Here is a 24,254-nt window from a genome sequence, read left to right as displayed (position 1 = left end):
CGTCGCACTCCCACGTGTTTCCCCTGCTCGTCGCATGACCACTGAGGTCGCAGGAGCCACAGGAGTCACGCCGTGGATCCGGTGATCGTCGTCGGCGCGGGGCCGGTCGGTCTCGCCCTGGCCCTCGCGCTCGCCGCGCAGGAGGTGCCGTCGGTCGTCCTGGACGAAGGCGCCGGGGCGGACGAGTACCGCCCGGCCAGGACCGCCGTGCTACGCCCGGACACCGCCGCTTTCGTCGAACGGCTGGGCTGCGCCGACACGCTGCGCGAGGAGGGCGCCCGCTGGTCGGGGTGGCGGTCGATGCGCCGCCGGCAGGTCGTACGGCACGTGGCCTTCGCCGACGCGCGGGGTGGCGGGGCGGGTGGCGTGGACGGCCGTGGGCCCGATGACGGGCTTGGTGAGGGGTACGACGAGAGGCGCGGCGGGACGACGGCCCGGGAGGCGCCGGGCAGGGGCGGACAGCAGCTCGGGCCGGGCGACGGACCGGCGTACGGATCGGGCGACGGGCAGGGGCCCGGGCTTGGCGACGGGGCGGCGTACGGGCCCGGCGACGAGCCGGGCGTGGAGTCGCCGCTGCACGTTCCGCAGCACGCGCTCACCCTCGCGCTCCGCCAGGCCATCGCGGCACCGCGGACCCGGGGCCTCGTGCGGATCGTCGGGGACAGCCGCCTGGACGCGCTCGACCAGGACGCGAGCGGTGTCTCCGCGCACACTCGCGGCCCGCGGTCGGCGTGGTGGCGGGGCAGCCATCTGGTGGGCTGCGACGGCGCCCGGTCCACGGTCCGCAAGCTGCTGGGGATCCGTTTCCCCGGGCGCACGGCCGTGGAGCGCCACGCGGTCGCCATGCTCCGCGCCGAACTGCCCTGGCCGGGCGAGGCCGTCCTGCACCGCCAGCCGCCGTGGCGCGGCGGCGGGGACGAGGTGACGGCGCGCCCCCTGCCGGCGGGCGGTTGGCGGTTGGACTGGTTGCTGCCGCCGCGCGGAGACCTGGTGACCCCCGAGGCGCTGGTGGGGCGGATCCGGGAGACCCTGGCCGGGTGGTGCGCGGAGGTCCCCCCATACGACCTGATCGACACCGGTGTGTACACGCTGCACCACCGGCTGGCGCGGAGCTGGCGCGTCGACCGGGCGTTCCTCGCCGGGGACGCGGCGCACCTGCTGGGCGCGCTGGGGACGCAGGGCCTGGACGAGGGGCTGCGCGACGTGGAGAACCTCGCGTGGAAACTGGCCGCGGCGTGCCACGACGGGCCGTCCGAGGTCCTGCTCGACAGTTACGAGGCGGAGCGGCGCACGGCGGTGGCCGCGCGGCTGCGGGCGGCGGACCAGTCGCTGCCGGTACTGCGCGGCGGGGGCGGGCTGCGGACGTACCTGGGCGGTTCGCGGCAGCACGACGCCCTGCTGACCGACGGGCACCTGGGTCTCGGCCCGCTGGGCGCCCCGCCGTCGTACGTCCACTCGCCGCTGGCACCGCTCGGTGCCGAGGCGCGGGTGGAGGTCGGTACGGAGTCGGGTGCGCCGGTCGACGACGTGCCGGTGACCTCGCCGGACGGCGCGACGGGACGGCTGCGGGACCGGTTGGGGCGGGGCGTGCTCGTGGTGCTGGTGGCCCCGGGGACCGGGGTGTGGAACCGGCGCCACTGGGTGAGCGCGGGGGTGATGCCCCGGCTGGCGGAGGCGGTACGGGCGCTGCCGGTGCGGGGCGAGCTGCTGGTGACCGAGGCGTACCCGGGGGCGGCCGCGCACACCGTGCTGCTGGTGCGGCCCGACGGGCACCTGGCGGCGGCCTTCGCGGGCGTGCGGCCGGCGGAGCTGCGCGCGGCGGCGGAGGCGCTGCGGGGCGGACCGGGGCGGGACGCGGACGGCGAGGTGCGCGCCGAGGAGACGGCGGACGTCCACTGACGGTCCCCCGCCGGGCTGCCTGACGCCCCACCATGGCGCCCGGCTGGCGAGGCCGCGTCGCGAAGCCCGCCGACGCACCTATCGGGACCGGCTGACACCTGACCGCGGCCCGCTGGCTCCCACCGCGGAGCCCCATGACGACCCACCGCGGAGCCCCTGACGAACGCAGCGCGGGGAACCCCGCCGACGTCCACCGCGAAACCCCTGGCGCCGGTGCGGACCGTGTGGCCCCGGCTCACCCGGCCGTGCGTCGGGGCGTCACATGGCGTCGAAGTCCAGGTCCCCGGTCTCCTCGCCCTCCTCCTCCAGCGCGCGGCGGACGACGCGGAGGGCCAGACCCTCCGGGTAGCCCTTCCGCGCGAGCATGCCTGCCAGGCGGCGGAGCCGGCGGTCGCGGTCGAGCCCCCGGGTGGAGCGGAGTTTGCGCTGGACGAGCTCGCGTGCGGTCTCCTCCTCCTGTTCGGCGTCGAGCCGGCCGACGGCCTCGTCGATCAGGGCGGAGTCGACCCCCTTGGTGCGCAGCTCGCGGGCCAGGGCGCGGCGGGCCAGACCGCGGCCGTGGTGCCGGGACTCCACCCACGCCCCGGCGAACGCGGCGTCGTCGATCAGACCGACGTCCTCGAAGCGGGAGAGGATCTCGTCGGCGATCTCCTCCGGGATCTCCTTCTTGCGCAGCGCGTCCGCGAGCTGCTTGCGGGTGCGCGGCGTCCCGGTGAGCAGGCGCAGGCAGATCGCCCGCGCCCGCTCAGCCGGATCTTGGGGCGGCAGCTCCTTCTCGGCCCTCGACGAGTCGGGGCTGCCGCCCGGCCATTCGGTGCGCCGGGCCATGGGTTACCCCTTGGCCGCCGCTGCGGCCTTGGTCGCCTTGGTGGTCTTGCTCACCGGGGCGGGGACCGACTTGGCCGCATCGGCCGCGACGTCCGCCGGGACCGCCGCCGCCGCGTCGACCGTGCCCGGCTCGGCCGCCGGGGTCTCCGGCCGGACGCCGACGCCCAGCTTCTCCTTGATCTTCCTCTCGATCTCGTTGGCGAGGTCGGGGTTGTCCTTGAGGAAGTTGCGGGCGTTCTCCTTGCCCTGGCCGAGCTGGTCGCCCTCGTACGTGTACCAGGCGCCCGCCTTGCGGATGAAGCCGTGCTCCACGCCCATGTCGATCAGGCCGCCCTCGCGGCTGATGCCCTCGCCGTAGAGGATGTCGAACTCGGCCTGCTTGAACGGCGGGGCGACCTTGTTCTTGACGACCTTGCACCGGGTGCGGTTGCCGACCGCGTCCGTGCCGTCCTTGAGGGTCTCGATACGGCGGATGTCGATGCGCACCGAGGCGTAGAACTTCAGAGCGCGGCCACCGGTCGTGGTCTCCGGCGAGCCGAACATCACGCCGATCTTCTCGCGGAGCTGGTTGATGAAGATCGCGGTGGTCTTGGACTGGTTGAGCGCGCTGGTGATCTTCCGGAGGGCCTGGCTCATCAGGCGGGCCTGGAGGCCCACGTGCGAGTCGCCCATCTCGCCCTCGATCTCCGCGCGCGGCACGAGCGCGGCGACGGAGTCGATGACGATCAGGTCGAGCGCGCCGGAGCGGACCAGCATGTCGACGATCTCCAGGGCCTGCTCGCCGTTGTCCGGCTGCGACAGGATCAGGTTGTCGATGTCGACGCCGAGCTTCTTGGCGTACTCGGGGTCGAGGGCGTGCTCCGCGTCGATGAAGGCGACCTGTCCGCCGGCCTTCTGCGCGTTGGCCACGGCGTGCAGGGTCAGGGTCGTCTTACCGGAGGACTCCGGACCGTAGACCTCCACCACTCGGCCGCGCGGCAGGCCACCGACGCCGAGCGCGACGTCGAGCGCGGTCGAACCGGTCGGGATGACCTCGATGGGCTCGTTCGTCCGGTCGCCCATGCGCATCACGGCGCCCTTGCCGAATTGCCGTTCAATCTGTGCGAGCGCGGCGTCGAGCGCCTTCTCGCGGTCGGTTCCTGCCATGGGTTCCACCCGATTTGCTTGAGTCGATCGCTTCACGTCAAAGACGCTAACCCCTGCCACTGACAACGCGCCCCGACGGACCTCCCGGCCTGTGGAAAACCTCCCGCCGCTGACGCGGAGGGCCAGGCCACGCCCCCATAAGAATGGATGTTCGATTTTGGTGTCAAGCGAGCCACACCGGCTGTGGACGAAGCCGCCAGGACGCCGGCCCGACACGGCCACGGCCTCGCCGTGCCCCCGCCACCACACCCGCACCCGCTGCACCAGCTACCCCGGCACACCCCGCGCCACCACCACACCGCCTGCCCCGGCACACCCGCGCCACCACCGCGCCACCTCCGCGGTGGCGCCTATCCTTCCTGGCATGTCCCTCCGCTCCCCCGTCCGCCGCGGTCGGACGTCCGTGCGGCCGGCCGCGCCGCCCGGCGCCGCGAGGGACGCCGCGGACGTCGCGCCGCCCGTCGTGCGGACGGCCGACCTGGTGCTGACCGCGGTCGTCACCCTTTTCGTCGTCGGGTGGACCGCCGTCTCCGTGGCCGCGGGCGAGGAGAGCGAGCCGTCGGGCCGTACGGCGCTCGGCTGGGCGCTCGTGGCGGTCGGCTGCGGGTCGCTCGTGCTCCGGCGCCGCGCGCCCGTCGCCGTCGCCGCGGTCACCCTCGCCGTCTGCGCGGTCTACTACCCGACGAGCACGTACGACGGCCCGCTCCTGGTCACCTTCGCGCTGGCCCTGTACACGACCGCCGCCGAGGGCCGGTTCGCCGCCGCCGTCGCGCTGGCCTCCGTCACACTGCTCGCCGTCGGGGTCGGTGAGATCCGCCAGGGTCCCGGCCGCCGACAGATCGACGACACGTCCCTCGTGATGCTCGCGGGCTGGCTGATCAGCCTGGTCGCCGTGGGCCGCGCGCAGCGCACCCGGCTGGCGTACCTCCACGAGGTGGAGCAGCGGGCGCTGGCGGCCGAGCGGGAGCAGGAGGCCAGGGCCCGGCAGAGCGCCACGGAGGAGCGGCTGCGCATCGCGCGCGAGGTGCACGACGTCCTCGGCCACAGCATCTCGCTGATCAACGTCCAGTCCAGCGCCGCCCTGCACCGGCTGGCCAAGGGGCCCGATCCCGCCGAGGCGCTGCCCGCCGCCACGGAGGCCCTGGAGGCCGTCAAGGCGACCAGCAAGGACGCCTTGCGGGAGCTGCGCGGCACCCTCGTCGCGCTGCGCCGGCCCGACGAGCCGGCGCCGACCGCACCCGTGTCCGGACTGGACCGGCTCGGAGAACTGGCCGAGCGGGCCCGTGCCGCCGGGCTGACGGTCGTGACCCGCACCGAGGGCGCCGCACGGCCGCTGCCACCGGCCCTGGACCTGGCGGCGTACCGCATCGTGCAGGAGTCGCTGACGAACGTGACCCGGCACGCCCGCGCGAGCACCGTGGTGGTGACCCTGGCGTGGACCCCGGAGGAGCTGCGTCTGCGCGTCGAGGACGACGGCGGGGGCTCGCCCGACGGGCCGTCCCCGGGCAGCGGCGTCCAGGGCATGGCCGAGCGCGCCAGGGCCTTCGGGGGCGAGCTCACGGTGGGCAACACCGACCGGGGGTTCCGGGTCTCGGCCCGGCTGCCGCTCACCACCGGCACCACCACCAGGGGGACCGCATGATCCGCGTCGTGCTCGCCGACGACCAGACGCTCGTACGGGCCGGGTTCCGGTCGATCCTCGACGGCGAGGCGGACATCGAGGTCGTGGGCGAGGCCGCGGACGGCGACCAGGCCGTCGCCCTCGCGCGCGAGCTGCGCCCGGACGTCGTCCTGATGGACATCCGGATGCCGGGCACGGACGGCCTGGAGGCCACACGTCGCATCACCGGCGACCCGCGCCTGACGGACGTGCGCGTGGTCATCCTGACCACCTTCGACGTCGACGACCACGTGTACGGGGCGCTGCGCGCGGGAGCGTCCGGTTTCCTGGTGAAGGACACCGAGCCGATGGAGCTCCTGCACGGCGTGCGCGTGGTGGCGCGCGGCGACGCGCTGATCGCGCCCGCCGTGACCCGCCGCCTGATCGCCGAGTTCGCGGGCCGGGCCCGGCAACCGGACCCGAGCCCGCGGCTGAACGCGCTGACCGAGCGGGAGCGGGAGGTCATGGGCCTGGTCGGCGCCGGCCTGTCGAACGACGAGATCGCCCGGCGGCTGGTCCTCTCGCCCGCCACCGCCAAGACGCACGTCAGCCGGATCATGACGAAGCTCGCCGTCCGCGACCGGGCACAGCTGGTGGTCCTCGCCTACGAGTCGGGGATGATCACGCCCGGCTGGCTCGCCTGACGCCTGTTCGATGTCCACTGCCCGTTGTCCCTGATCAGCGTCAGGGGTAAAGGGTCAGGGGCCAGGAGTCCGAGTCCAGGAGTCGGGGTCCATGAAACCCCTGATCCTGCTCACGGACCCATCCCGCGCGCGGGATGCCCGTGCGGGCCGCAACCAGGGGGGTACGCGCGCGGGGCCGGGCGCAACCGGTGGGGTACGGCGACCGACGACCGGGGGGTGACGACCGGGCCCCGGTCGTACACCGAGGCTGGCGGTGTGGAACCAGACGCCTCGGAAGTCCTCGACCTCGCCCGGCTGCAGTTCGCGCTCACGGCCGGCGGCCACTTCCTGTTCGTCGCCCTCACGCTGGGCCTCGCGACCGTCGTCGCGTGCCTGCAGACGAAGGCGACGCTCGGGGGCCGGGCGCTGGACGCGCGCCTGGTGCGGTTCTGGGGGCAGCTGTACGTCGTCAACTACGCCGTCGGGATCGTCACGGGCATCGTGATGGAGTTCCAGTTCGGGTTGAGCTGGAGCGGTCTGACGCACCACGCGGGCAACGTCCTCGGGGCGGCGCTGGCGGTGGAGACGATCGTCGCGTTCTTCGTCGAGTCGACCTTCCTCGGCCTGTGGATCTTCGGCTGGCACCGGCTGGGCCGCTGGGCGCACCTCGCGGCGATCTGGATCGTCACCCTCACCGCGTACGCCTCGGCCTACTGGATCCTCGTCACGAACGGCTTCCTCAACAACCCGGTGGGACACCGCGTGGAGGGCGGGCGGCTGGTCCTCGACGACCCGGTCGCGGTGCTGACCAACCCGAGCGCGCTGCTGGCCTTCGGCCACATCGCGGCCGGGGCACTGCTCACGGCGGGCTTCTTCATGGCGGGGGTGAGCGCGTACCACCTGTTCCGGCGGACGGCCGAGTGGGAGTTCTTCGGCCGCAGCCTGCGCGTCGGGGTGTTCCTGTCCTTCCCCGCCCTGCTGGCCACGGCGGTGTTCGGCGGCCTCCAGCTGTCCTCGCTCGCCACGGTCCAGCCGGTGAAGGCGGCGGTGTTCGAGGGCGAGCGGGCAAAGATCGCCCGGTTGCAGGCGGAGTTGACGGCGGCCTTCGGGCCGGGCGACTACGTCCCGTCGGAGGCGTGGACCCGGGGCGGCGCCCTGGTGATGCTGATCGTCTTCGCGCTGATGCTGTACTTCACGTTCGCCGGGTTCGTGCTGGCGTTCTTCCGGACGGTCGTGTTCCGGTTCCGGCTGTGGCACGTGGCGCTCATCGCGGCGGTGCCCCTGCCGTACGTGGCGATGACCAGCGGCTGGGTGTTCCGCGAGGCGGGCCGACAGCCGTGGGTGGTGTACGGGCTGCTGAAGACGGAGGACGCGGTCTCCGACCTCTCCCCCACCGCGATGCGTGCCTCCCTGCTCCTCTTCACCGGCCTCTTCGCGCTGCTCACCGCCGTCAACGCCTGGCTGCTGGTGCGGCTCGCCCGGCGCGGACCGGTGGACATGGGCCTGGGCCGCGACGAGCGCGCCGTCGCCGCCCGGGGCGCGGGCGCGGCCCCGGACGGCACCCCGGGCGGACCGGACGGCACCTCCGGCGGACCGGACGGCCGGCCGGGCGGGCCGGGCGGCGGGAGGGGACCGGGCGGCGGGGGCGGTCCGGGTGACTCCGACGACCCCGCCGACGCCCTGCCCGCGCCGCGCTACTGACCCCGACCCCGAGGAGTTGTCCGTGGACACCCTGGCCATCACCCTGCTCGGCCTCTACGCCGCCGGGTACTTCGTCCTCGCCGGTGCGGACATCGGCACCGGGATGCTCCTGCCCCACCTGGGCCGCTCGGACGACGAGCGCCGACTGGTCGTCGCGTCCTTCGCGCCGTTCCTCCTCGGCAACGAGGTGTGGCTGGTCGCCACCGCGGGCGTGTTCATCGGCTGCTTCCCGATGCTGGAGGGCGAGGTGCTCAGCGGCCAGTTCACGGTGGTCGTCCCGCTGCTGGCCGGCTGGATGGTCCGGGACGCGGGGCTGTGGTCGCGCGGGCGCGTGACGGGCCGGGCGGGGCCCCTCTGGCGGACCCTGTGCGACGGCGCGACGGTGTGCGGCAGCTGGGTGGTGGCCCTGTCCTGGGGCCGGCTGCTGGCCGGGCTGCTCACCGGTACGCCCCACGTGCCCGCGAACGGCGCGGCGGCGCTGGTCGCGGCCTTCGCCGTGGCCGCGCTGTTCGCGGCGCACGGGGCCGGCTTCGCGGCCGTCCGCCTGACCGGCTCGCCGTTCGAACGGGCCCGGCGGCTCGTCGGCCGGGCCCGCCCCTGGCAGTCGTTCGCGCTCACGGCCGCCCTCATGGCGGCGCTGCCGGTCGCCGCCGGGTCGTCGCTGCCGCTGGCCCGGTCGGCGGCGGACGGCGCCACGCTCGCCCTGCTCGTCCCCGCCCTGGTCGCGGTCACGCCGCTGCTCGTCGCCGTCCAGGCGTGGACCTGGTACGCCTTCCGCCGGCGCGTGACCGGGCCGTCGTACCTGTGACGCCGGTGGGCCGCACCGCGGCAGGCGGAACGGGTCAGGCGCCGCCCGGCGGCGTCCCGTCCCGGCCGCTGGCGCGCAGCGCCCGCTGCACCCGTGCCAGGACCATCTCGCCGTGTCTGCGGTGCCCGTGGACACGCGGGTCCTCCGTCACGGCGTACCGCTTGACGTAGGCGCCGAGGAACGCCTGCAGGGTGGCGACCGCGGGGATCGCGATCAGCGCGCCGACGGCCCCCAGGAGTGCGGTGCCCGCCACGACGGAGCCGAAGGCGACCGCCGGGTGGATGTCCACCGTCCTCGCGGTGAGCTTCGGCTGCAGCAGGTAGTTCTCGAACTGCTGGTACACGACGACGAACGCCAGCACCCACAGGGCGTACCAGGGGGCGACGGTGAACGCGATGAGCATCGGCAGGGCGCCCGCCAGGTAGGTGCCGATGGTCGGCAGGAACTGCGAGACGAGGCCGACCCACACGGCGAGCGCCGGCGCGTAGGGCACGCCGAGGAACTCCAGCAGGACGAAGTGGGCCAGGCCGGAGAAGAGCGCCATCAGCCCGCGCGAGTAGATGTAGCCGCCGGTCTTGTCGACGGCGATCTCCCAGGCGCGCAGGACCTCCGCCTGCTTCGCCGGGGGCAGTACGGAGCACAGGGCGCGGCGCAGCCGGGGGCCGTCGGCGGCGAAGTAGAACGAGAACAAGAAGATCGTCAGGAGCTTGAAGAGGCCCCCGAGGACGGTGGTGGAGACGTCCAGCACACCACTCGCGCTGTTCTCCACGTACTTCCGCAGCCACTCCGAGCGCAGCAGGCTGTCCTGGACGGCGACCCTGGACAGCTTGGTGTCGAAGGTCTGGTTGCTCCAGTTGATCAGCGAGTCGAGGTACTTGGGCAGGTCGTCGACCATGCTGACGATCTGGCCCGCGAGCATCGACCCCAGCAGGACGACGAAGCCCACGCCCACCACGAGGACGCCCAGGAACACCAGCATCGTGGCCAGGCCCCGGCGCATCCCCCGGGCCGCCATACGGCCCACGGCGGGCTCGACCGCGAGGGCGAGGAAGAACGCGATCAGGATGTTGACGAGCAGCCCGATGAGCTGGTGGAAGGCCCAGCTGCCCAACTGGAAGCAGGCGTAGAGGGCCAACCCGAGCACCATGGCGCGGGGCAGCCAGCGGGGCATGCGCGCCGGGATGACCGGTGCCCCGGTCGGACCCGCCGACCCGGCCGGGGCACCGGTGGTCCCGGCGCCGGCCGTCGTACCGGCCGCCGCGGGGGCCGGTGAGGCTGCGCTCCGCACGGCCTTGGTCCCGCCGACACCGGCGGCCGCGGGGTCGTCGGCGGCCGTGGGGGCCGCTGCCGCCGCGGTGGCGGCCGGGCCGGCGGCGGCGTCGACGGTGGGATCGGGTCGGGGAGCCCCGTGGGAGGACGGTTCGGGGTCGGGGCTGGGGTTCTGGGTCTCGTCAGTCGGGGCCACGGGGCAAGTGTCGCTCACCGCTGCGACAACCCGCCGGGGCCCTGTGGACAACCGGCCACGGACGGCCGGTGGACGGTCGGCGGACGGCTGGTGGACGGACCGGGTGACCGACGGACGGACCCGGGCCGACCGGACGGCCGGGGCCCGAGGCCCGGGGGCGGGGGAAGGCCGGACGCCCTGGGCCGGGGGCTCGGCGGGGCCGGGGGCGGACCGGACGCCGGAGCTCCGGTCAGCGCTTGTCGGCGGGGACGCCCACGGCCGCGCACACGGCGCGCCACACGTCCTTCGCCTCCCAGCCGGCGTCCAGCGCCTCGTACACCGTCCGGCCGCCCAGTTCGGACATCACGTGGTCACGGGCGAAGGACTCGGCGTACGCCGCGCCGAAGTGGTCCGCCATCCGCTCCCAGAAAATCGTCAACCGCATGCGTCCAGTATCGCGCTCCTGAGAGTGCCGCCCGGTCCCCACGCCCCGACGGCAGTCGTTCACGCCCTACGGTCGGGACATGGGTCGACACATGGCTGGAACTCCCCTTGCGCGAGCCGAGCGGTTCATCTGGCTCACGGCTCGCGTCCTCGAACAGCACCGGTTCGCCTACCACTTCCTCGGCGGGAGTGCCGACGCCGTCGAGGCCGCCCTCGCCCCGTACGCCAACGACGACGGCGGCTACGGGTACGCCCTGGAACCGGACGTACGGGGGCCGGTCAGCCAACCGCTGCACACCGCCCACGCGCTGCGGGTCCTCGACTCGATCGGCCGGTGCGGCGGGCGGCGCGTGGAGCGCGTCTGCCGGTACCTGACCTCCGTGTCGACGTACGACGGGGCGCTGCCCGCCGTCCACCCGTCCGTCCGTGGCTATCCCGTCGCGCCGTTCGTCCCGGTCGTCGACGACCCGCCCAGCGACCTGCTGGCCACGGGCCCCGTGGTGGGGCTGCTCCACCGCAACCAGGTGTGGCACGCGTGGCTGTTCCGGGCGACCGACTTCTGCTGGGCGGCGGTGGGTTCGATCATCGAGGAGGGGCGGTCCCACCCGTACGAGGTGGAGGCGGCCGTGGCGTTCCTCGACGGCGTCCCGGACCGCACCCGGGCCGAGGCCGCGGCGGACCGGCTCGGACGCGTGGTGCGGGAGCGGCGGCTCGCGGTGCTGGAGCCGGACCGCGTCGACGCGTACCCGACGGCACCCGGGTACGCACCGGGCGAGCACCACTTCCCGCACGACTACGCGCGCGTGCCGGACTCCCTCGCCCGGGGCTGGTTCACCGACGCGGAGATGGCCCGGTCCCTGGACCACCTGGCGGCCCGGCAGGACGAGGACGGCGGATGGCCGGTCACCTGGCGCCAGTGGGCCCCCGGTACGGCCCTGGAAGCCCGCCCGGTCGTCACGATCGAGGCCCTGCGCACCCTGCGGGCCCACGGCCGCACCGTCGACTGACCGGCCCCGGCACCGGCACGGGCCCGCCGCCCCGCCCGTGCCGTGCCGTACCCGGGCCGGCGCGGCACGCCCGACCGGCACCACCGGCAGCGCGCGGCGCGGACGGTCAGCCGCCCAGCGCCCGGACCCCCGCCGTCACCACCACGGCCGCGGCGACGACCACCAGGAACGGCGCGCGCAGCAGCAGGGCGAGGGCGGCCGCCGCGATACCGGCCGCGCGCGCGTCGAGGACCAGCGCACCCCCGGAGGCGAACGTCTGCTGGGCGGTGAGCGCGGCGAGCAGGGCCACCGGCAGCAGCCCCGACAGGCGCCGTACCAGCGGGCGCTCCAGCGTCTCGGCCGGCACCAGCAGTCCGCCGAGCTTGAGCAGATAGCAGCCGACGGCCGTCAGGCCGACAGCGATCCAGATCCCGGTCCCGTTCATCGTCCGGCCTCCCCGCGTCCCTTGAGCCACAGCACGGCGGGTGCGGCCAGTGCCGCCACGAGCACGGGCACTCCGGCGGGCAGCACCGGCAGGAAGCCGAGCCCGAGGAGGACCGCGAGTCCGGCGACGGCCCGCTCCGTGGCCGTACGCAGCATGGGGGCGAGCAGGGCGAGGAAGACCGCGGGCCCGGCCGCGTCCAGGCCCCAGGCGGCGGTGTCGCCGATGGCCTCGGCGCCGAGCGCGCCGAGGAGCGTGGTGAGGTTCCACAGCACGTAGAGGGTCAGGCCGGTGACCGTGAAGCCGATCCGCGCGGCGCGGCGGTCCGGCTGGGCGAGGGACACCGCGGCGGTCTCGTCGATCACCCAGTGCGCGGCGAACGGGCGCACCGCGCGCGGGAGCGCCAGCAGCTGCGACAGGCGCAGTCCGTAGAAGGCGTTGCGCGTGCCGAGGAAGAAGGCTCCAGCGGCGGCGGTGAAGGGGTTGCCTCCGGCGGCGAGCGCGCCGACGAGGGCGAACTGTGAGGCGCCGGTGAAGACGAGCAGGCTGAGGGCGCAGGTCTGGAGGAGGTCGAGGCCCGCGCCGACCGAGGTCACGCCGAAGGCGAAGCCGGAGAGTCCGACGGCGACACCCACGCCGAGGGAGTCCCGCACGACGGCCCTGTCCGGCTTCCCCGTCCCCGGCTCCACCCCGTCCGAGCCGACCACACGCGATCCCGCCGTGTCCGGCCCCGTCACGCGCGAGCCCACCGTGTCCCGCCCCACCGGGCGCGGCTCCGTACCGCTCGGCCCGGCGGGCGGTGCACCGGGCGGACCGGCGGGATGTGCTGCTGCTGTGTTTCGTTCTGCCACGCCCGGGACGCTACGGCGGCCCCTGCCGACCGGTCTTGTACGTTCTTGCGCGCTCACGCTGGTACGCGCCGGGCGGCACCCCCACGATCCGGGTGAAGTGCCGGTTCAGGTGCGGCTGGTCGCTGAAACCGACCGCCGCGGCCGCCGCGGCAGGCGCCGTACCGTCCTCCAGGAGGCGGCGGGCGGCCCGTACGCGCGCGTTGGTGAGCCATGTGTGGGGCGGCATCCCGTACGCCGCCTTGAAGGCCCGCAGCAGCGCGAAGGGGCTGGTGTCCAGCTCCCGGGCGAGCTCCTCCAGGGAGGGCGGTGCGGCCATGCGGTCGAGGAGCACCTCGCGCGCGGTGGCGGCGGCGCGGGCCCCGGCGACGAGGGGCGCGCGGGGCGGGGCGCTGCGGCCGTGGCGGCGCAGGAGGCGGGCGACGGCGACGCGCAGGACGGTGTCGGCGGCCAGGGCGTTGCCCTCCTCGGCGGCCCGGTGCACGGCCCGCACCAGCCGCGCCGTGCTCTCGTCCTCGACGATCGTCTCGGTGAACGCGACGGTGCCGCGCAGGGTGGTCTCCTCCTCGGCGATGCCCGCGACCAGCCGCGACGAGGGGTAGAGCGTGGCGTACGACCAGCCCTCGGGCACCCCGGCGTGCGCGGAGTGCGGCACCTCCGGGTTGATCATCACGACCGTGCCGGGGCGGGCCTGGATCGTGCCGTCCGGCAGCACCACGTCCTCGACGCCCCGGCGGACCGCGCCGAGGACGTACCCCTCGTGGCTGTGGCGGGAGAAGGCGTGGCGGATGTAGCGGGCGCGCAGCAGGTCGAGCCCGGGCACGCCCGGGTACTGCCAGTGCCTGGCCCACTCGTCGGCCCGGTCGCCGCCCGGATTACTCCCCATGACTCCATTCTGCGTCCCGGCCCACCCTTCCTGACCTGCGTGTCCGCCCCGTGGACGGCCTTTGTCAGTGGCGCGGTGCACGATGGTGGACATGGCCGGGACCGCACTCGACTCCTTCTCCCCCGCGACCCGCGGCTGGTTCACGGGGGCGTTCGACGCGCCCACGCCCGCCCAGGAGGGCGCCTGGCGGGCGATCGGCGCCGGGTCGGACGTGCTGGTCGTGGCGCCGACCGGCTCCGGCAAGACGCTCGCCGCCTTCCTGGCGGCCCTGGACCGGCTCGCGTCGACGCCGCCGCCCGCCGACGCGAAGAAGCGCTGCCGCGTCCTGTACGTGTCGCCGCTCAAGGCCCTCGCCGTCGACGTCGAGCGGAACCTCCGCAGTCCGCTGACGGGCATCCGGCAGGAGGCCGTGCGGCGGGGGCTGCCGGAGCCGGAGGTGCGGGTCGGCATCCGCTCGGGCGACACCCCGGCCGCCGAGCGGCGCTCGCTGGCGACGCGCCCCCCGGACATCCTGATCACCACGCCCGAGTCGCTCTTCCTCATGCTCACCTCGGCCACCCGGGACGCGCTGGCGGGAGTGGAGACGGTCATCCTCGACGAGGTGCACGCCGTCGCCGGCACCAAGCGCGGCGCCCACCTCGCGCTCTCCCTGGAGCGGCTGGACGAGCTCCTGCCCCGGCCCGCGCGCCGCATCGGCCTGTCGGCGACGGTCCGGCCGGTGGACGAGGTCGCGCGGTTCCTGTCGCCGCAGCGGCGGGTCGAGGTGGTCCAGCCCCCCTCGGGCAAGGAGTTCGACCTGTCCGTGGTCGTTCCCGTCGAGGACCTCGGCGAGCTCGGCGGCGCCCCCGCCGCCGACAGCGGTGGCGGGGGCGGGCCGGCCGAGAAGGCGTCCATCTGGCCGCACGTGGAGGAACGGATCGCGGACCTGGTCCAGGCGCACCGCTCGACGATCGTCTTCGCCAACTCCCGGCGGCTCGCGGAGCGCCTGTGCAACCGGCTCAACGAGATCGCGTACGAGCGGGCGACGGGCGAGCCGCTGCCCGCCGACGCCTCCCCGGCGGAGCTGATGGCCCAGTCCGGTGCCGCGAAGGGCGCTCCCGCGCTGCTGGCGCGGGCGCACCACGGCTCGGTCTCCAAGGAGCAGCGGGCCCTGGTCGAGGAGGACCTGAAGGCGGGCCGGCTGCCGGCGGTGGTGGCGACGTCCAGTCTGGAGCTGGGCATCGACATGGGCGCGGTCGACCTCGTCGTCCAGGTGGAGTCGCCGCCGTCGGTCGCGTCCGGGCTGCAGCGCGTGGGCCGGGCCGGGCACCAGGTGGGCGCCGTGTCGCGGGGCGTGGTGTTCCCGAAGTACCGGGGCGACCTGGTGCAGTCGGCCGTGGTGACGGAGCGGATGCGCCAGGGCGCCATCGAGTCGCTGCGGGTCCCCGCCAACCCGCTGGACGTGCTCGCCCAGCAGCTGGTCGCGATGGTCGCGCTGGACACGTGGAGCTACGACGACTTGCTGGCCCTGGTGCGGCGGGCCGCCCCCTTCGCCTCGCTGCCCGAGTCGGCGTTCACGGCCGTCCTCGACATGCTCGCCGGCCGTTACCCGTCGGACGCGTTCGCGGAGCTTCGGCCGCGTGTGGTGTGGGACCGGATCACCGGCGCGATCACCGGGCGCCCGGGCGCCCAGCGGCTCGCCGTCACCTCCGGCGGCACCATCCCCGACCGGGGCCTGTTCGGCGTGTTCCTGGCCGGCGCCGACCCCAAGCGGGGCGGCGGCCGCGTCGGTGAGCTCGACGAGGAGATGGTGTACGAGTCGCGCGTCGGTGACGTGTTCACGCTCGGCACGTCGTCGTGGCGGATCGAGGACATCACCCGCGACCGGGTGCTGGTGTCGCCCGCGCCGGGCGTGCCGGGCCGGCTGCCGTTCTGGAAGGGCGACCAGCTGGGCCGCCCGCTCGAACTGGGCCGGGCCCTCGGGGCGTTCCTGCGCGAGATCGGCTCGCTGACGCCGCAGGACGCGCGACTGCGGCTGACCGCCGCGGGGCTCGACGCGTGGGCCGCGGAGAACGTCCTGGGATACCTCGACGAGCAGCGCCGTGCCTGCGGGCACGTCCCCGACGACCGGACGATCCTGGTGGAGCGGTTCCGTGACGAGCTGGGCGACTGGCGCGTCGTCGTGCACTCGCCGTTCGGGGCGCAGGTGCACGCCCCGTGGGCGCTCGCGCTCGGCGCCCGCCTCGCCGAGCGGTACGGCATGGACGCGCAGGTCATGCACGCCGACGACGGCATCGTGCTGCGCCTGCCGGACGCCGACCTGATGGGCCTGGACTTCCTCGACCAGGACCCGGCCGCGCCCGCCGCGCCGGGCGGCGGACTGGAGTACGACAGCGAGCAGTCCCCGATCGGCGCCGCCGACGTCGTCTTCGACCGCGCCGAGGTCGACCGGATCGTCACCGAACAGGTCGGCGGTTCGGCGCTGTTCGCGTCCCGTTTCCGGGAGTGCGCGGCCCGTGCGCTGCTGCTCCCCCGGCGCACCCCGGGCCGGCGCACGCCCCTGTGGCAGCAGCGCCAGCGCGCGGCGCAACTCCTCGAGGTCGCCAGCGAGTTCGGTTCGTTCCCCATCGTCCTGGAGGCCGTCCGGGAGTGCCTGCAGGACGTGTTCGACGTGCCGGGCCTGAAGGAGCTGATGGGCGACCTGGAGGCGCGGCGCGTGCGGCTGGTGGAGGTGACGACGCCGGAGCCGTCGCCGTTCGCCCGCTCGCTCCTCTTCGGATACGTGGCGCAGTTCCTGTACGAGGGCGACTCGCCGCTCGCCGAGCGCCGCGCCGCCGCCCTGTCGCTGGACTCGCGGCTGCTGTCGGAGCTGCTGGGCCAGGCGGAGCTGCGCGAGCTGCTCGACCCCGAGGTCCTGGCCGAGCTGGAGCGGGAGTTGCAGTGGCGCACGGACGACCGGCGGCTGAAGGACGCCGAGGCGGTCGCGGACGCCCTGCGCGTACTCGGCCCGCTCACCGACGCCGAGCTGACGGAGCGGGGCGCCGACCCGGCGTGGGCGCGGGAGCTCGCGGCGACCCGCCGGACGATTCGGGTGCGGATCACGGGCGCCGACCACTGGGCCGCCGTGGAGGACGCGGGACGGCTGCGCGACGCTCTCGGCACGGCCCTGCCGGTCGGTGTCCCCGAGGCGTTCACCGAACCGGTGAAGGACCCGCTGGGCGACCTCCTGGCGCGCTTCGCCCGCACGCACGGCCCGTTCACCTCAGCGGACGCCGCCGCACGGTTCGGTCTCGGCACGGCCGTCACCGACGGGGCCCTGCACCGGCTCGCCGCGGGCGGCCGCGTCGTACAGGGCGAGTTCCATCCCTCCGGTATCGGCCAGGAGTGGTGCGACGCCACCGTCCTGCGCCGGCTGCGGCGCCGCTCCCTGGCCGCGCTGCGCCAGGAGCTGGAGCCGGTGGCGCCCGCCGCCCTCGCCGCGTTCCTGCCCCAGTGGCAGCACGTGGGCGGCAGCAGCCTGCGCGGCCTCGACGGCCTGGCCCGGGCGGTCGAGCAGTTGCAGGGTGCTCCCGTGCCCGCGTCGGCGCTGGAGCGGCTGGTCCTGCCGTCCCGCGTCCGCGACTACACCCCCACCCTCCTCGACGAGCTCACGACCACCGGCGAGGTCGTCTGGGCGGGCGCGGGCGCCCTGCCCGGCAAGGACGGCTGGGTGTCGTTGTACCTCGCCGACGCCGCGCCCCTGCTCCTCCCGCCGCCCCACCCGCTGGAGCTGACCGCGCTGCACGAGTCGGTGCTCACGGCCCTGTCCGGCGGGTACGGGCTGTTCTTCCGCCAGATCGCCGACCAGGTCCGCGCCACCACACACCCGGAGGCGACGGACCCCGCCCTGGCCGACGCCGTGTGGGACCTGGCCTGGTCGGGACGGCTCACCAACGACACCCTGGCCCCGCTGCGCGCCATGCTCGGCTCGGGCCGCACGGCGGGTTCCACGGCGCACCGCGCGCGACGCCCGGTCCCCCGCGGCCGGTACGGCACGCTCACGGCGGCGGCCCGGCCCGCGTCCCGCTCCGGCCCGCCCACGGTGAGCGGCCGCTGGTCGCTGCTGCCGCCCACCGAGCCGGAGCCCACGCACCGCGCGCACGCCCTGGCCCGCACCCTGCTCGACCGGCACGGCGTCGTCACGCGCGGAGCGGTGGCCGCCGAGGGCGTCGAGGGCGGCTTCTCCGCCACGTACCGGGTCCTGTCCGTGTTCGAGGACAGCGGCCAGGCCCGGCGCGGGTACGTCGTGGAGGGCCTGGGCGCCGCCCAGTTCGCCATGGACGGTGCCGTGGACCGGCTGCGGGCCGCCGCGTCGGCCCGGGACCGCGCCGAGGGCAGCACCGCCCCGCAGGCGGTGGTGCTCGCCGCCGCCGACCCGGCCAACGCGTACGGCGCCGCCCTGTCCTGGCCGGAGCCGCCGGCCGGCGCCTCGCACAAACCGGGCCGCAAGGCCGGCTCCCTGGTGGTGCTGGTCGACGGCGAATTGACGCTGTACGTGGAGCGCGGCGGCAAGACGCTGCTGTCGTGGGCCACCGATCCGGACACCCCCGCCCTCCAGGCCGCGGCGGGCGAACTCGCCGCGGCCGCCCGCGCCGGCGCGCTGGGCACGGTCACGGTGGAGCGGATCAACGGCACGGCCGCCCTGACGTCCCCGCTCTCCCGCGCCCTGGAGGCGGCGGGCTTCCACGCCACGCCGCGAGGTCTGCGCCTGCGCGCGTAGCGGGGCCGCGTGCGGGCGGCGTGCGTGCCCAGCGAGGCCCCCGTACGCGTCGCCTGCGGGCCCGTAGCCCGGGCCCCGTACGGACGTGGACGCGCCGCGAAGGCGTGGGCGCGCCGCCTGCCGGCGGGGGACGGGCGGCGGCGTTGACGCGCCGCGTACGGGTGTGGACGGGCCGGGCCCGAGCATCATGGACCCATGCCCGAAGGAGACACGATCTGGCTCACCGCCCACCGCCTCCACGGCGCCCTCGCCGGTCGCCTTCTGACCCGGTCGGACCTGCGGGTGCCGAAGCTGGCGACGGTGGACCTCACCGGGCGCACGGTCATCGACGTCACACCGCGCGGCAAGCACCTGCTGACCCGGATCGAGGGGGGCCTGACCCTCCACTCGCACCTGCGGATGGACGGCTCCTGGCGGCTGTTCACGGCGGGCGAGCGCTGGCGCGGCGGCCCCGACCACCAGATCCGCGCGGTCCTGGGCACCGCCGAGCAGACCGCGGTCGGCTACCGGCTGCCCGTGCTGGACCTGCTGCGGACGGTGGACGAGCCGACCGTCGTCGGCCACCTCGGGCCGGACCTGCTGGGCCCGGACTGGGACTTCGAGGAGGCGGTGCGCCGGGTCGTCGCGGACCCGGCCCGCCCGCTCGGTGAAGCGCTGCTCGACCAGCGCAACCTCGCCGGCATCGGCAACGTCTACAAGTGCGAGCTCGCGTGGCTGGCGCGGGTGACGCCGTGGCTGCCCGTCGGGGAGCTGGAGACCGGCGTGCCCGAGCGGCTCGTCGCGACGGCGCACCGCCTCCTGGAGGCGAACAAGCACCGCTTCGACCGCCGGACCATGCCGGGCGACCGACCCGACCGCCGCCTGTACGTCTACGGTCGGCTGCGCCGCTCCTGCTACCGGTGCGGAACCCCGATCCGCAAGCACGGCGCGGACGACGATCCCCGCGACCGCGTCTCCTACTGGTGCCCCGGCTGCCAGGCCGGCCCGGCGCCCACCGACTGACCCGGCGTCACCGGTCCGACGGGGCGCCGGCGGCCACCGCTGACGCGGCGCCACACCGCCGACCGCGGAGCGTTCCTCGCTACCCGCCGTCCCCATGGCCGGCGCGGCGCTCGTCCGGCCGCTCGACGGCCTCACCAAGAACGTTTACCGGCTCTCCGCGGTCCCGGCGAAGCTCCTGGCCCCCCGGACCCTCCGGACCTCCCGGGCCCTCGCCCCGCTCCTCTCGCGCCCGGCGCGGTCCCCCTCGGCCGAGGGCCCGTACGACGTCCCACACGACAGCGCGCAGGGCCTCGGGGAACGACTCCCGCACGAGGGCCCGCCAGCGGGAGCGCCGTCCGGCTCCGCGGGCGGCGCCGGGCGCGGCGGTGACGTGCACGGGCAGCAGGCTCAGGCCCCAGCCACTCGCAGCGGCGGCCCGCTCGACGATCCCGGCCTGTTCGGGTACGAGGGCCAGGCGCAGCACCGCCCACCACCACAGCCCGCCCAGTACGAGCGCCGACGCGAGCGCCGGCAGCGGGACCCGTCGCCCTACCATGGCCGCCTCCTCCGGTCGACGCTAGACCGGGCCGATCACCAGACGGCAGGGCGCACCGGAGCGATCACCGGCGCGTCCGGCGCCCGGTGCCCCGCTCGCGGCACCGCGGCCCCCCGGCGCGGCGCCCCGGGCGTCGTGCCCGGGGCGCCCGCGGGGGGACGGTTCCCTGCCCTGGTGGTGCGCATCAGGCGTTCTCGGCCTGGAACATCCACGCGTGCTTCTCGAGCTCGCCCGTCAGTCCGATCAGCAGGTCCTGGGTGATCGGGTCGGGCTCCTCGGTCACGGTGATGCGCTCACGCATGCGCTCGATGACGGTGACGAGGGCGTCCACCAGGATCCGCACGGCGTCGCCGTCCTGGATCCAGCCGGTCGGGACGGACGCGATGGCGCTGCCCGATGCGACGGTGGCGGCCCGGCCGTCGGGGTTGATGCCCAGGGCGGACGCGCGCTCGGCCATGACGTCGGAGTGGGTCCGCGCGGTCGTCACGACCTCGTCCAGCTGCAGGTGGATCGACCGGAAACGCGGGCCGACGACGTTCCAGTGGACCTGCTTCGCGACCAGCGACAGGTCGACGAGGTCCACCAGCGCGCCCTGCAGGGCTTCACCGACCACCTTGCGGTCGGCCTCGGACAGCGAACTCTTGACGACAGCCATGCGAATCCTCCATTCCGTGCGCACGTTCACCATGACACACAGTGCACAAAACAGGCATTCGCTGCAAAGGATGCAAAGCGAAGGCCCCGGTCAGTACCTCGGGTACCGACCAGGGCCTTGCTTCAAACGTCGATCCTGCGAATCCGGACTGGTCCGGGCGGGATCGGGGGCTCAGGCGGCGACGACGTCGACCGCCTCGGCGGGTGCCTTGATGGTCACCCGCTCCGTCGGCACACCCGCCACCGACGTCACGGACACAGAATTGAGCCTCGGACGTACTGGCGCGGGCACCGGCTCACTCGCCGCTGCCGATTCCGCCAGCTCCGCCAGCGACAGCTCGTCGCTCACCTCTCGCATGAGCTCGGACATCCGTACGTCCAGCGCGTCGCAGATAGCGGAGAGCAGTTCGGAGGAAGCCTCCTTCTGCCCCCGCTCCACCTCGGAAAGATAGCCGAGCGATACTCGGGCGGACGAGGAGACTTCGCGCAGAGTACGGCCCTGGCGCTGGCGCTGCCGACGCAGCACGTCACCCAGCAGGCGACGGAGCAGAATCATCGGTGGCTCCCTCCTCGGACCGCGTAGCCGCATCCTTCACGCCCCACCGTACCGCCTAGTGCTGCGGCCGTGCGGGGAGCGATGTCGTGTTCACTCAGGGCTGCAAACATCAATTCTCCCCGTTCTGTTCCGTATCCTTTGCCCGCGCATTCTCCGAGAGTTCGCCCATGAGGAGCTCCAGCACGCTCCGTACACTCTCCCTACGGATTTCCGCACGGTCGCCGTTCAACCGCAGTGCGGCCACTTTCCCGGTCCCGGCGGTGCTGCCGGGCGGTCCCCAGACGGCGACGAACACCGTGCCCACGGGCTGTCCGTCCTGCGGTTCCGGGCCCGCCACGCCCGTGGTCGCGGCCCCCCAGCAGGCGCCCAGCCGGCTGCGGACACCCCGCGCCATCTGCAGTGCCACGTCCGCGTCGACCGCGCCGCGCCGCTCCAGCAGCCCGGCGTCGACGTCCAGCAGATCCCGCTTCAGCGGGGTCGCGTAGGCCGTGACGGATCCGCGGAAGGTACGGGAGGCTCCGGGTACCGCCGTCAGTTCGGCGGCCACGAGACCACCCGTGAGTGACTCCGCCACGGCGAGGGTCTCGTCACGCTCGGCAAGCAGACCCAGGACGCGCGCCGCCGCGGAGGCCGTCCCCGGACCGTCGGCCGGGCGCCCGGCCGCGGCCCGTGCCGGCTCTCCCTCGCGTACCGCCCGTCTCACCGGGGCGGCTCCGGAGCACTCGACGCGGCGGGTCCGGCGGGTCCGGCGGGCGCAGCCGGACCGGCGGACGTGGCGGGATCGACGGACGCGGCCGGCCCGGCCCCACCCGCGGTTTCCGCCGGTACGGCACTCGCGAGGGCCCGCTCGGCGGCCAGCCCCCGGCGCCGCAGGACGACGGCCTGGCGCACGTAGTCGAGACCCGTGACGACCGTCAGGACCACGGCGAGGGCCATCACCCACCAGCGGAGGGTGGCCAGCGGACCGGTGAGCGCCAGGACGTACATGCCCACGGCGGCGCCCTGGGCGAGCGTCTTCACCTTGCCGCCGCGGCTGGCCGGGATGACCCCGTGCCGGATGACCCAGAACCGCAGCAGCGTGATGCCCAGCTCGCGGAAGAGGATCACCCCGGTCACCCACCAGGGCAGGTCGCCGAGGCCGGACAGGCAGATGAGCCCGGCCGCCATGATCGCCTTGTCCGCGATCGGGTCGGCGATCTTCCCGAAGTCCGTCACGAGGTTGTACGTACGGGCCAGGTGCCCGTCGAAGATGTCCGTGATCATGGCGACGGCGAACGCCGCCCAGGCCCAGGCGCGCCAGGCCGGGTCGTACCCGCCGTCCTGGAGCAGCAGCACCACGAACGCCGGGACGAGCACCAGCCGGATCATGGTCAGGATGTTGGCGATGTTCCACAGGCTGGCCTGGTTCACGGCCGCCGCTCCCAGCTTCCCGCCGGGCGCCCTCCTCCCCGAGCCGCCTGTGGCGGACGCCGGGACTCCGGTCATCTGCCCGCCTCCTCGACTACCTCGGCCACCAGGTCGACGCCTTCCGTGCCGACGACCTCGGCCTTGACGATACGGCCCACGGCGAGTCCGTCGCCCCGGGCGAAGAGCACCTGGCCGTCCGTCTCGGGCGCCTGGTGCGCCGCGCGGCCGGCCCCGGCGTACTCGTCCTCGTCGACGTCCTCGGTCTCGACCGACTCGACCAGTACCTCCAGGGTCTCTCCGATCCGCTCCTCCGCGCGCTGGGCGGTGAGCTCCTCGGCGAGCCGGGACAGGTGGGCGAGGCGCTCGTCCACGATCTCCTGGTCCAGCTTGGCGTCGTACGACGCGGCCTCGGTGCCGTCCTCGTCGGAGTAGCCGAAGACGCCGACGGCGTCGAGGCGGGCGTGGACGAGGAAACGCTCCAGCTCGGCGAAGTCGGCCTCGGTCTCGCCGGGGAAGCCGACGATGAAGTTCGACCGCACGCCCGCCTGCGGCGCCTTGCCGCGGATGGTGTCCAGCAGCTCCAGGAACCGGTCGGTGTCGCCGAAGCGCCGCATGGCGCGCAGCACGGCGGGGGCGGAGTGCTGGAACGACAGGTCGAAGTAGGGCGCGACCTTCTCGGTGGAGGTCAGCACGTCGATGAGGCCCGGGCGCATCTCGGCCGGCTGGAGGTAGCTGACGCGGACGCGCTCGATGCCGTCGACGGCGGCGAGCTCCGGCAGCAGCGCCTCCAGGAGGCGGATGTCGCCGAGGTCCTTGCCGTACGAGGTGTTGTTCTCGGAGACCAGCATGATCTCCTTGACGCCCTGCTCGGCGAGCCAGCGGGTCTCGCCCAGCACGTCGCTGGGGCGCCGCGAGACGAAGGAGCCACGGAACGACGGGATCGCGCAGAACGAGCAGCGGCGGTCGCAGCCCGAGGCCAGCTTCACGGAGGCGACCGGGCTGGTGTCCAGACGGCGGCGCAGCGGCGCGCGCGGACCGGAGGCGGGCGCGACGCCCTCGGGCAGGTCGGCGGGGGCCTCGGGCGCCTCGGTGGGGGACCCGGTGGCTCCGTGGCCCGGCAGGGCGACGGCCGTGGCGGCGCCCTGGCGCTCCACGGGGCTGAGCGGCAGCAGCTTGCGCCGGTCGCGCGGGGTGTGCGAGGCGTGGACGCCGCCGCTGAGGATCGTCTGGAGGCGGTCGGAGATGTCGGCGTAGTCGTCGAAGCCGAGCACGCCGTCCGCCTCGGGCAGGGCCTCGGCGAGTTCCTTGCCGTACCGCTCGGCCATGCAGCCGACGGCGACGACGGCCTGGGTCCTGCCGTGGTCCTTCAGGTCGTTCGCTTCGAGCAGGGCGTCGACGGAGTCCTTCTTCGCGGCCTCGACGAAGCCGCAGGTGTTGACGACGGCGACATCGGCGTCCGCGGCGTCCTCGACGAGGTGCCAGCCGTCCGCTGCCAGGCGGCCTGCGAGCTCCTCCGAGTCCACCTCGTTACGGGCGCAGCCAAGAGTGACAAGGGCGACGGTACGGCGTTCGGGCATGGACTCAAGACTACTTCGTCCCCGGAGCCCCTCCCGCGCACAGGTCCGGCACCCCCGTCCCGACCGTCGC

The 24,254-nt window shown here is 74.8% G+C and carries 20 protein-coding genes and 1 pseudogene; 8 read left to right on the top strand and 13 right to left on the bottom strand.

Translation table 11 applies throughout. The features are described 5' to 3' along the window. The first annotated feature begins 72 nt into the window (after positions 1 to 72). On the top strand, positions 73 to 1,899 hold the full coding sequence (locus NRO40_RS22360; RefSeq protein WP_058945179.1) for an FAD-dependent monooxygenase: 1,827 nt from the start codon (positions 73 to 75) through the stop codon (positions 1,897 to 1,899). Positions 1,900 to 2,157: 258 nt separating this feature from the next. Here NRO40_RS22360 and recX read toward each other — a convergent pair whose 3' ends face one another. Both recX and recA read right to left on the bottom strand, forming a co-directional pair. Next, the gene (gene recX, locus NRO40_RS22355; protein ID WP_058945180.1) at positions 2,158 to 2,727 is read right to left on the bottom strand and encodes a recombination regulator RecX; all 570 of its coding nucleotides are present in this window, start codon (positions 2,725 to 2,727) and stop codon (positions 2,158 to 2,160) included. Between the two features lie 3 nt (positions 2,728 to 2,730). Next, on the bottom strand, positions 2,731 to 3,873 hold the full coding sequence (recA, locus tag NRO40_RS22350) for a recombinase RecA (RefSeq protein ID WP_058945181.1): 1,143 nt from the start codon (positions 3,871 to 3,873) through the stop codon (positions 2,731 to 2,733). A 364-nt stretch (positions 3,874 to 4,237) separates the two neighbouring features. Between recA and NRO40_RS22345 the strand changes: the two genes are divergently transcribed. The 4 genes from NRO40_RS22345 (at position 4,238) to NRO40_RS22330 (ending at position 8,665) form a co-directional block, all read left to right on the top strand. Then, positions 4,238 to 5,515, top strand: a complete 1,278-nt coding sequence (locus NRO40_RS22345) for a sensor histidine kinase (RefSeq protein WP_079047370.1) — start codon at positions 4,238 to 4,240, stop codon at positions 5,513 to 5,515. Next, positions 5,512 to 6,177, top strand: coding sequence for a response regulator (locus NRO40_RS22340; protein WP_058944295.1), 666 nt, complete (start codon positions 5,512 to 5,514; stop codon positions 6,175 to 6,177). Before NRO40_RS22345 ends, NRO40_RS22340 begins: the two co-directional genes overlap by 4 nt. A gap of 255 nt (positions 6,178 to 6,432) precedes the next feature. Continuing rightward, a complete protein-coding gene (locus NRO40_RS22335; RefSeq protein WP_079047372.1) occupies positions 6,433 to 7,857 on the top strand; it encodes a cytochrome ubiquinol oxidase subunit I in 1,425 nt (474 codons plus the stop codon). Between the two features lie 22 nt (positions 7,858 to 7,879). Further along, complete coding sequence (locus NRO40_RS22330; protein WP_058944294.1) at positions 7,880 to 8,665, top strand: cytochrome d ubiquinol oxidase subunit II; 786 nt, start codon at positions 7,880 to 7,882, stop codon at positions 8,663 to 8,665. A 34-nt stretch (positions 8,666 to 8,699) separates the two neighbouring features. Here NRO40_RS22330 and NRO40_RS22325 read toward each other — a convergent pair whose 3' ends face one another. Then, positions 8,700 to 9,836 (bottom strand): AI-2E family transporter, encoded by a 1,137-nt coding sequence (locus NRO40_RS22325; RefSeq protein ID WP_058944300.1) that lies wholly within the window; start codon positions 9,834 to 9,836, stop codon positions 8,700 to 8,702. A 523-nt stretch (positions 9,837 to 10,359) separates the two neighbouring features. Continuing rightward, positions 10,360 to 10,554, bottom strand: a complete 195-nt coding sequence (locus NRO40_RS22320) for a DUF3046 domain-containing protein (RefSeq protein WP_058944293.1) — start codon at positions 10,552 to 10,554, stop codon at positions 10,360 to 10,362. Positions 10,555 to 10,645: 91 nt separating this feature from the next. On the opposite strand from NRO40_RS22320, the gene NRO40_RS22315 reads away from it, so the two are divergent. Then, positions 10,646 to 11,560, top strand: a complete 915-nt coding sequence (locus NRO40_RS22315; protein WP_058944292.1) for a hypothetical protein — start codon at positions 10,646 to 10,648, stop codon at positions 11,558 to 11,560. Between the two features lie 106 nt (positions 11,561 to 11,666). On the opposite strand, the gene NRO40_RS22310 is transcribed toward NRO40_RS22315, so the two are convergent. The 3 genes from NRO40_RS22310 to NRO40_RS22300 are packed head-to-tail and all read right to left on the bottom strand — an operon-like array spanning position 11,667 to position 13,715. Beyond that, the gene (locus tag NRO40_RS22310) at positions 11,667 to 11,984 is read right to left on the bottom strand and encodes an AzlD domain-containing protein (protein ID WP_058944291.1); all 318 of its coding nucleotides are present in this window, start codon (positions 11,982 to 11,984) and stop codon (positions 11,667 to 11,669) included. Then, positions 11,981 to 12,832: an AzlC family ABC transporter permease gene (locus NRO40_RS22305; RefSeq protein ID WP_408057040.1), complete on the bottom strand. Its 852-nt coding sequence runs from the start codon at positions 12,830 to 12,832 to the stop codon at positions 11,981 to 11,983. Before NRO40_RS22305 ends, NRO40_RS22310 begins: the two co-directional genes overlap by 4 nt. Before the next feature lie 10 nt (positions 12,833 to 12,842). Further along, entirely contained in the window at positions 12,843 to 13,715 is an 873-nt protein-coding gene (locus NRO40_RS22300; RefSeq protein WP_058944290.1) for an AraC family transcriptional regulator, read from the bottom strand. A gap of 91 nt (positions 13,716 to 13,806) precedes the next feature. Here NRO40_RS22300 and NRO40_RS22295 point away from each other — a divergent pair, with 91 nt between their 5' ends. Together NRO40_RS22295 and NRO40_RS22290 are read left to right on the top strand one after the other, a co-directional pair. Continuing rightward, positions 13,807 to 18,453 (top strand): Lhr family ATP-dependent helicase, encoded by a 4,647-nt coding sequence (locus NRO40_RS22295; protein ID WP_058944298.1) that lies wholly within the window; start codon positions 13,807 to 13,809, stop codon positions 18,451 to 18,453. A 195-nt stretch (positions 18,454 to 18,648) separates the two neighbouring features. Next, positions 18,649 to 19,455 (top strand): DNA-formamidopyrimidine glycosylase family protein, encoded by an 807-nt coding sequence (locus NRO40_RS22290; RefSeq protein ID WP_058944289.1) that lies wholly within the window; start codon positions 18,649 to 18,651, stop codon positions 19,453 to 19,455. Positions 19,456 to 19,792: 337 nt separating this feature from the next. On the opposite strand, the pseudogene NRO40_RS22285 reads toward NRO40_RS22290, so the two are convergent. From NRO40_RS22285 to rimO, 6 genes and pseudogenes are all read right to left on the bottom strand, one after another. Beyond that, a pseudogene (locus NRO40_RS22285) lies at positions 19,793 to 19,990 on the bottom strand (hypothetical protein); the annotation flags it as partial. Between the two features lie 184 nt (positions 19,991 to 20,174). Continuing rightward, positions 20,175 to 20,645 carry a Dps family protein gene (locus NRO40_RS22280; protein ID WP_058944288.1) on the bottom strand — a complete coding sequence of 157 codons (471 nt, stop codon included), beginning with the start codon at positions 20,643 to 20,645 and terminating at the stop codon, positions 20,175 to 20,177. 171 nt (positions 20,646 to 20,816) lie between these two features. Further along, the gene (locus tag NRO40_RS22275; RefSeq protein WP_058944287.1) at positions 20,817 to 21,200 is read right to left on the bottom strand and encodes a helix-turn-helix domain-containing protein; all 384 of its coding nucleotides are present in this window, start codon (positions 21,198 to 21,200) and stop codon (positions 20,817 to 20,819) included. A gap of 109 nt (positions 21,201 to 21,309) precedes the next feature. Further along, complete coding sequence (locus tag NRO40_RS22270; protein WP_058944297.1) at positions 21,310 to 21,810, bottom strand: CinA family protein; 501 nt, start codon at positions 21,808 to 21,810, stop codon at positions 21,310 to 21,312. Positions 21,811 to 21,899: 89 nt separating this feature from the next. Next, positions 21,900 to 22,685 carry a CDP-diacylglycerol--glycerol-3-phosphate 3-phosphatidyltransferase gene (gene pgsA / locus NRO40_RS22265; RefSeq protein ID WP_079047367.1) on the bottom strand — a complete coding sequence of 262 codons (786 nt, stop codon included), beginning with the start codon at positions 22,683 to 22,685 and terminating at the stop codon, positions 21,900 to 21,902. Beyond that, on the bottom strand, positions 22,682 to 24,184 hold the full coding sequence (rimO, locus tag NRO40_RS22260) for a 30S ribosomal protein S12 methylthiotransferase RimO (protein WP_058944286.1): 1,503 nt from the start codon (positions 24,182 to 24,184) through the stop codon (positions 22,682 to 22,684). Before rimO ends, pgsA begins: the two co-directional genes overlap by 4 nt. Between the last annotated feature and the right edge of the window lie 70 nt (positions 24,185 to 24,254).

Origin of the sequence: Streptomyces changanensis, assembly GCF_024600715.1 — a bacterium.
GTDB classification, from domain to species: Bacteria; Actinomycetota; Actinomycetes; order Streptomycetales; family Streptomycetaceae; genus Streptomyces; species Streptomyces changanensis.
The sequence above is the reverse complement of the archived record's forward strand: the minus strand, read 5'-3'. Positions and strand labels throughout refer to the sequence as shown.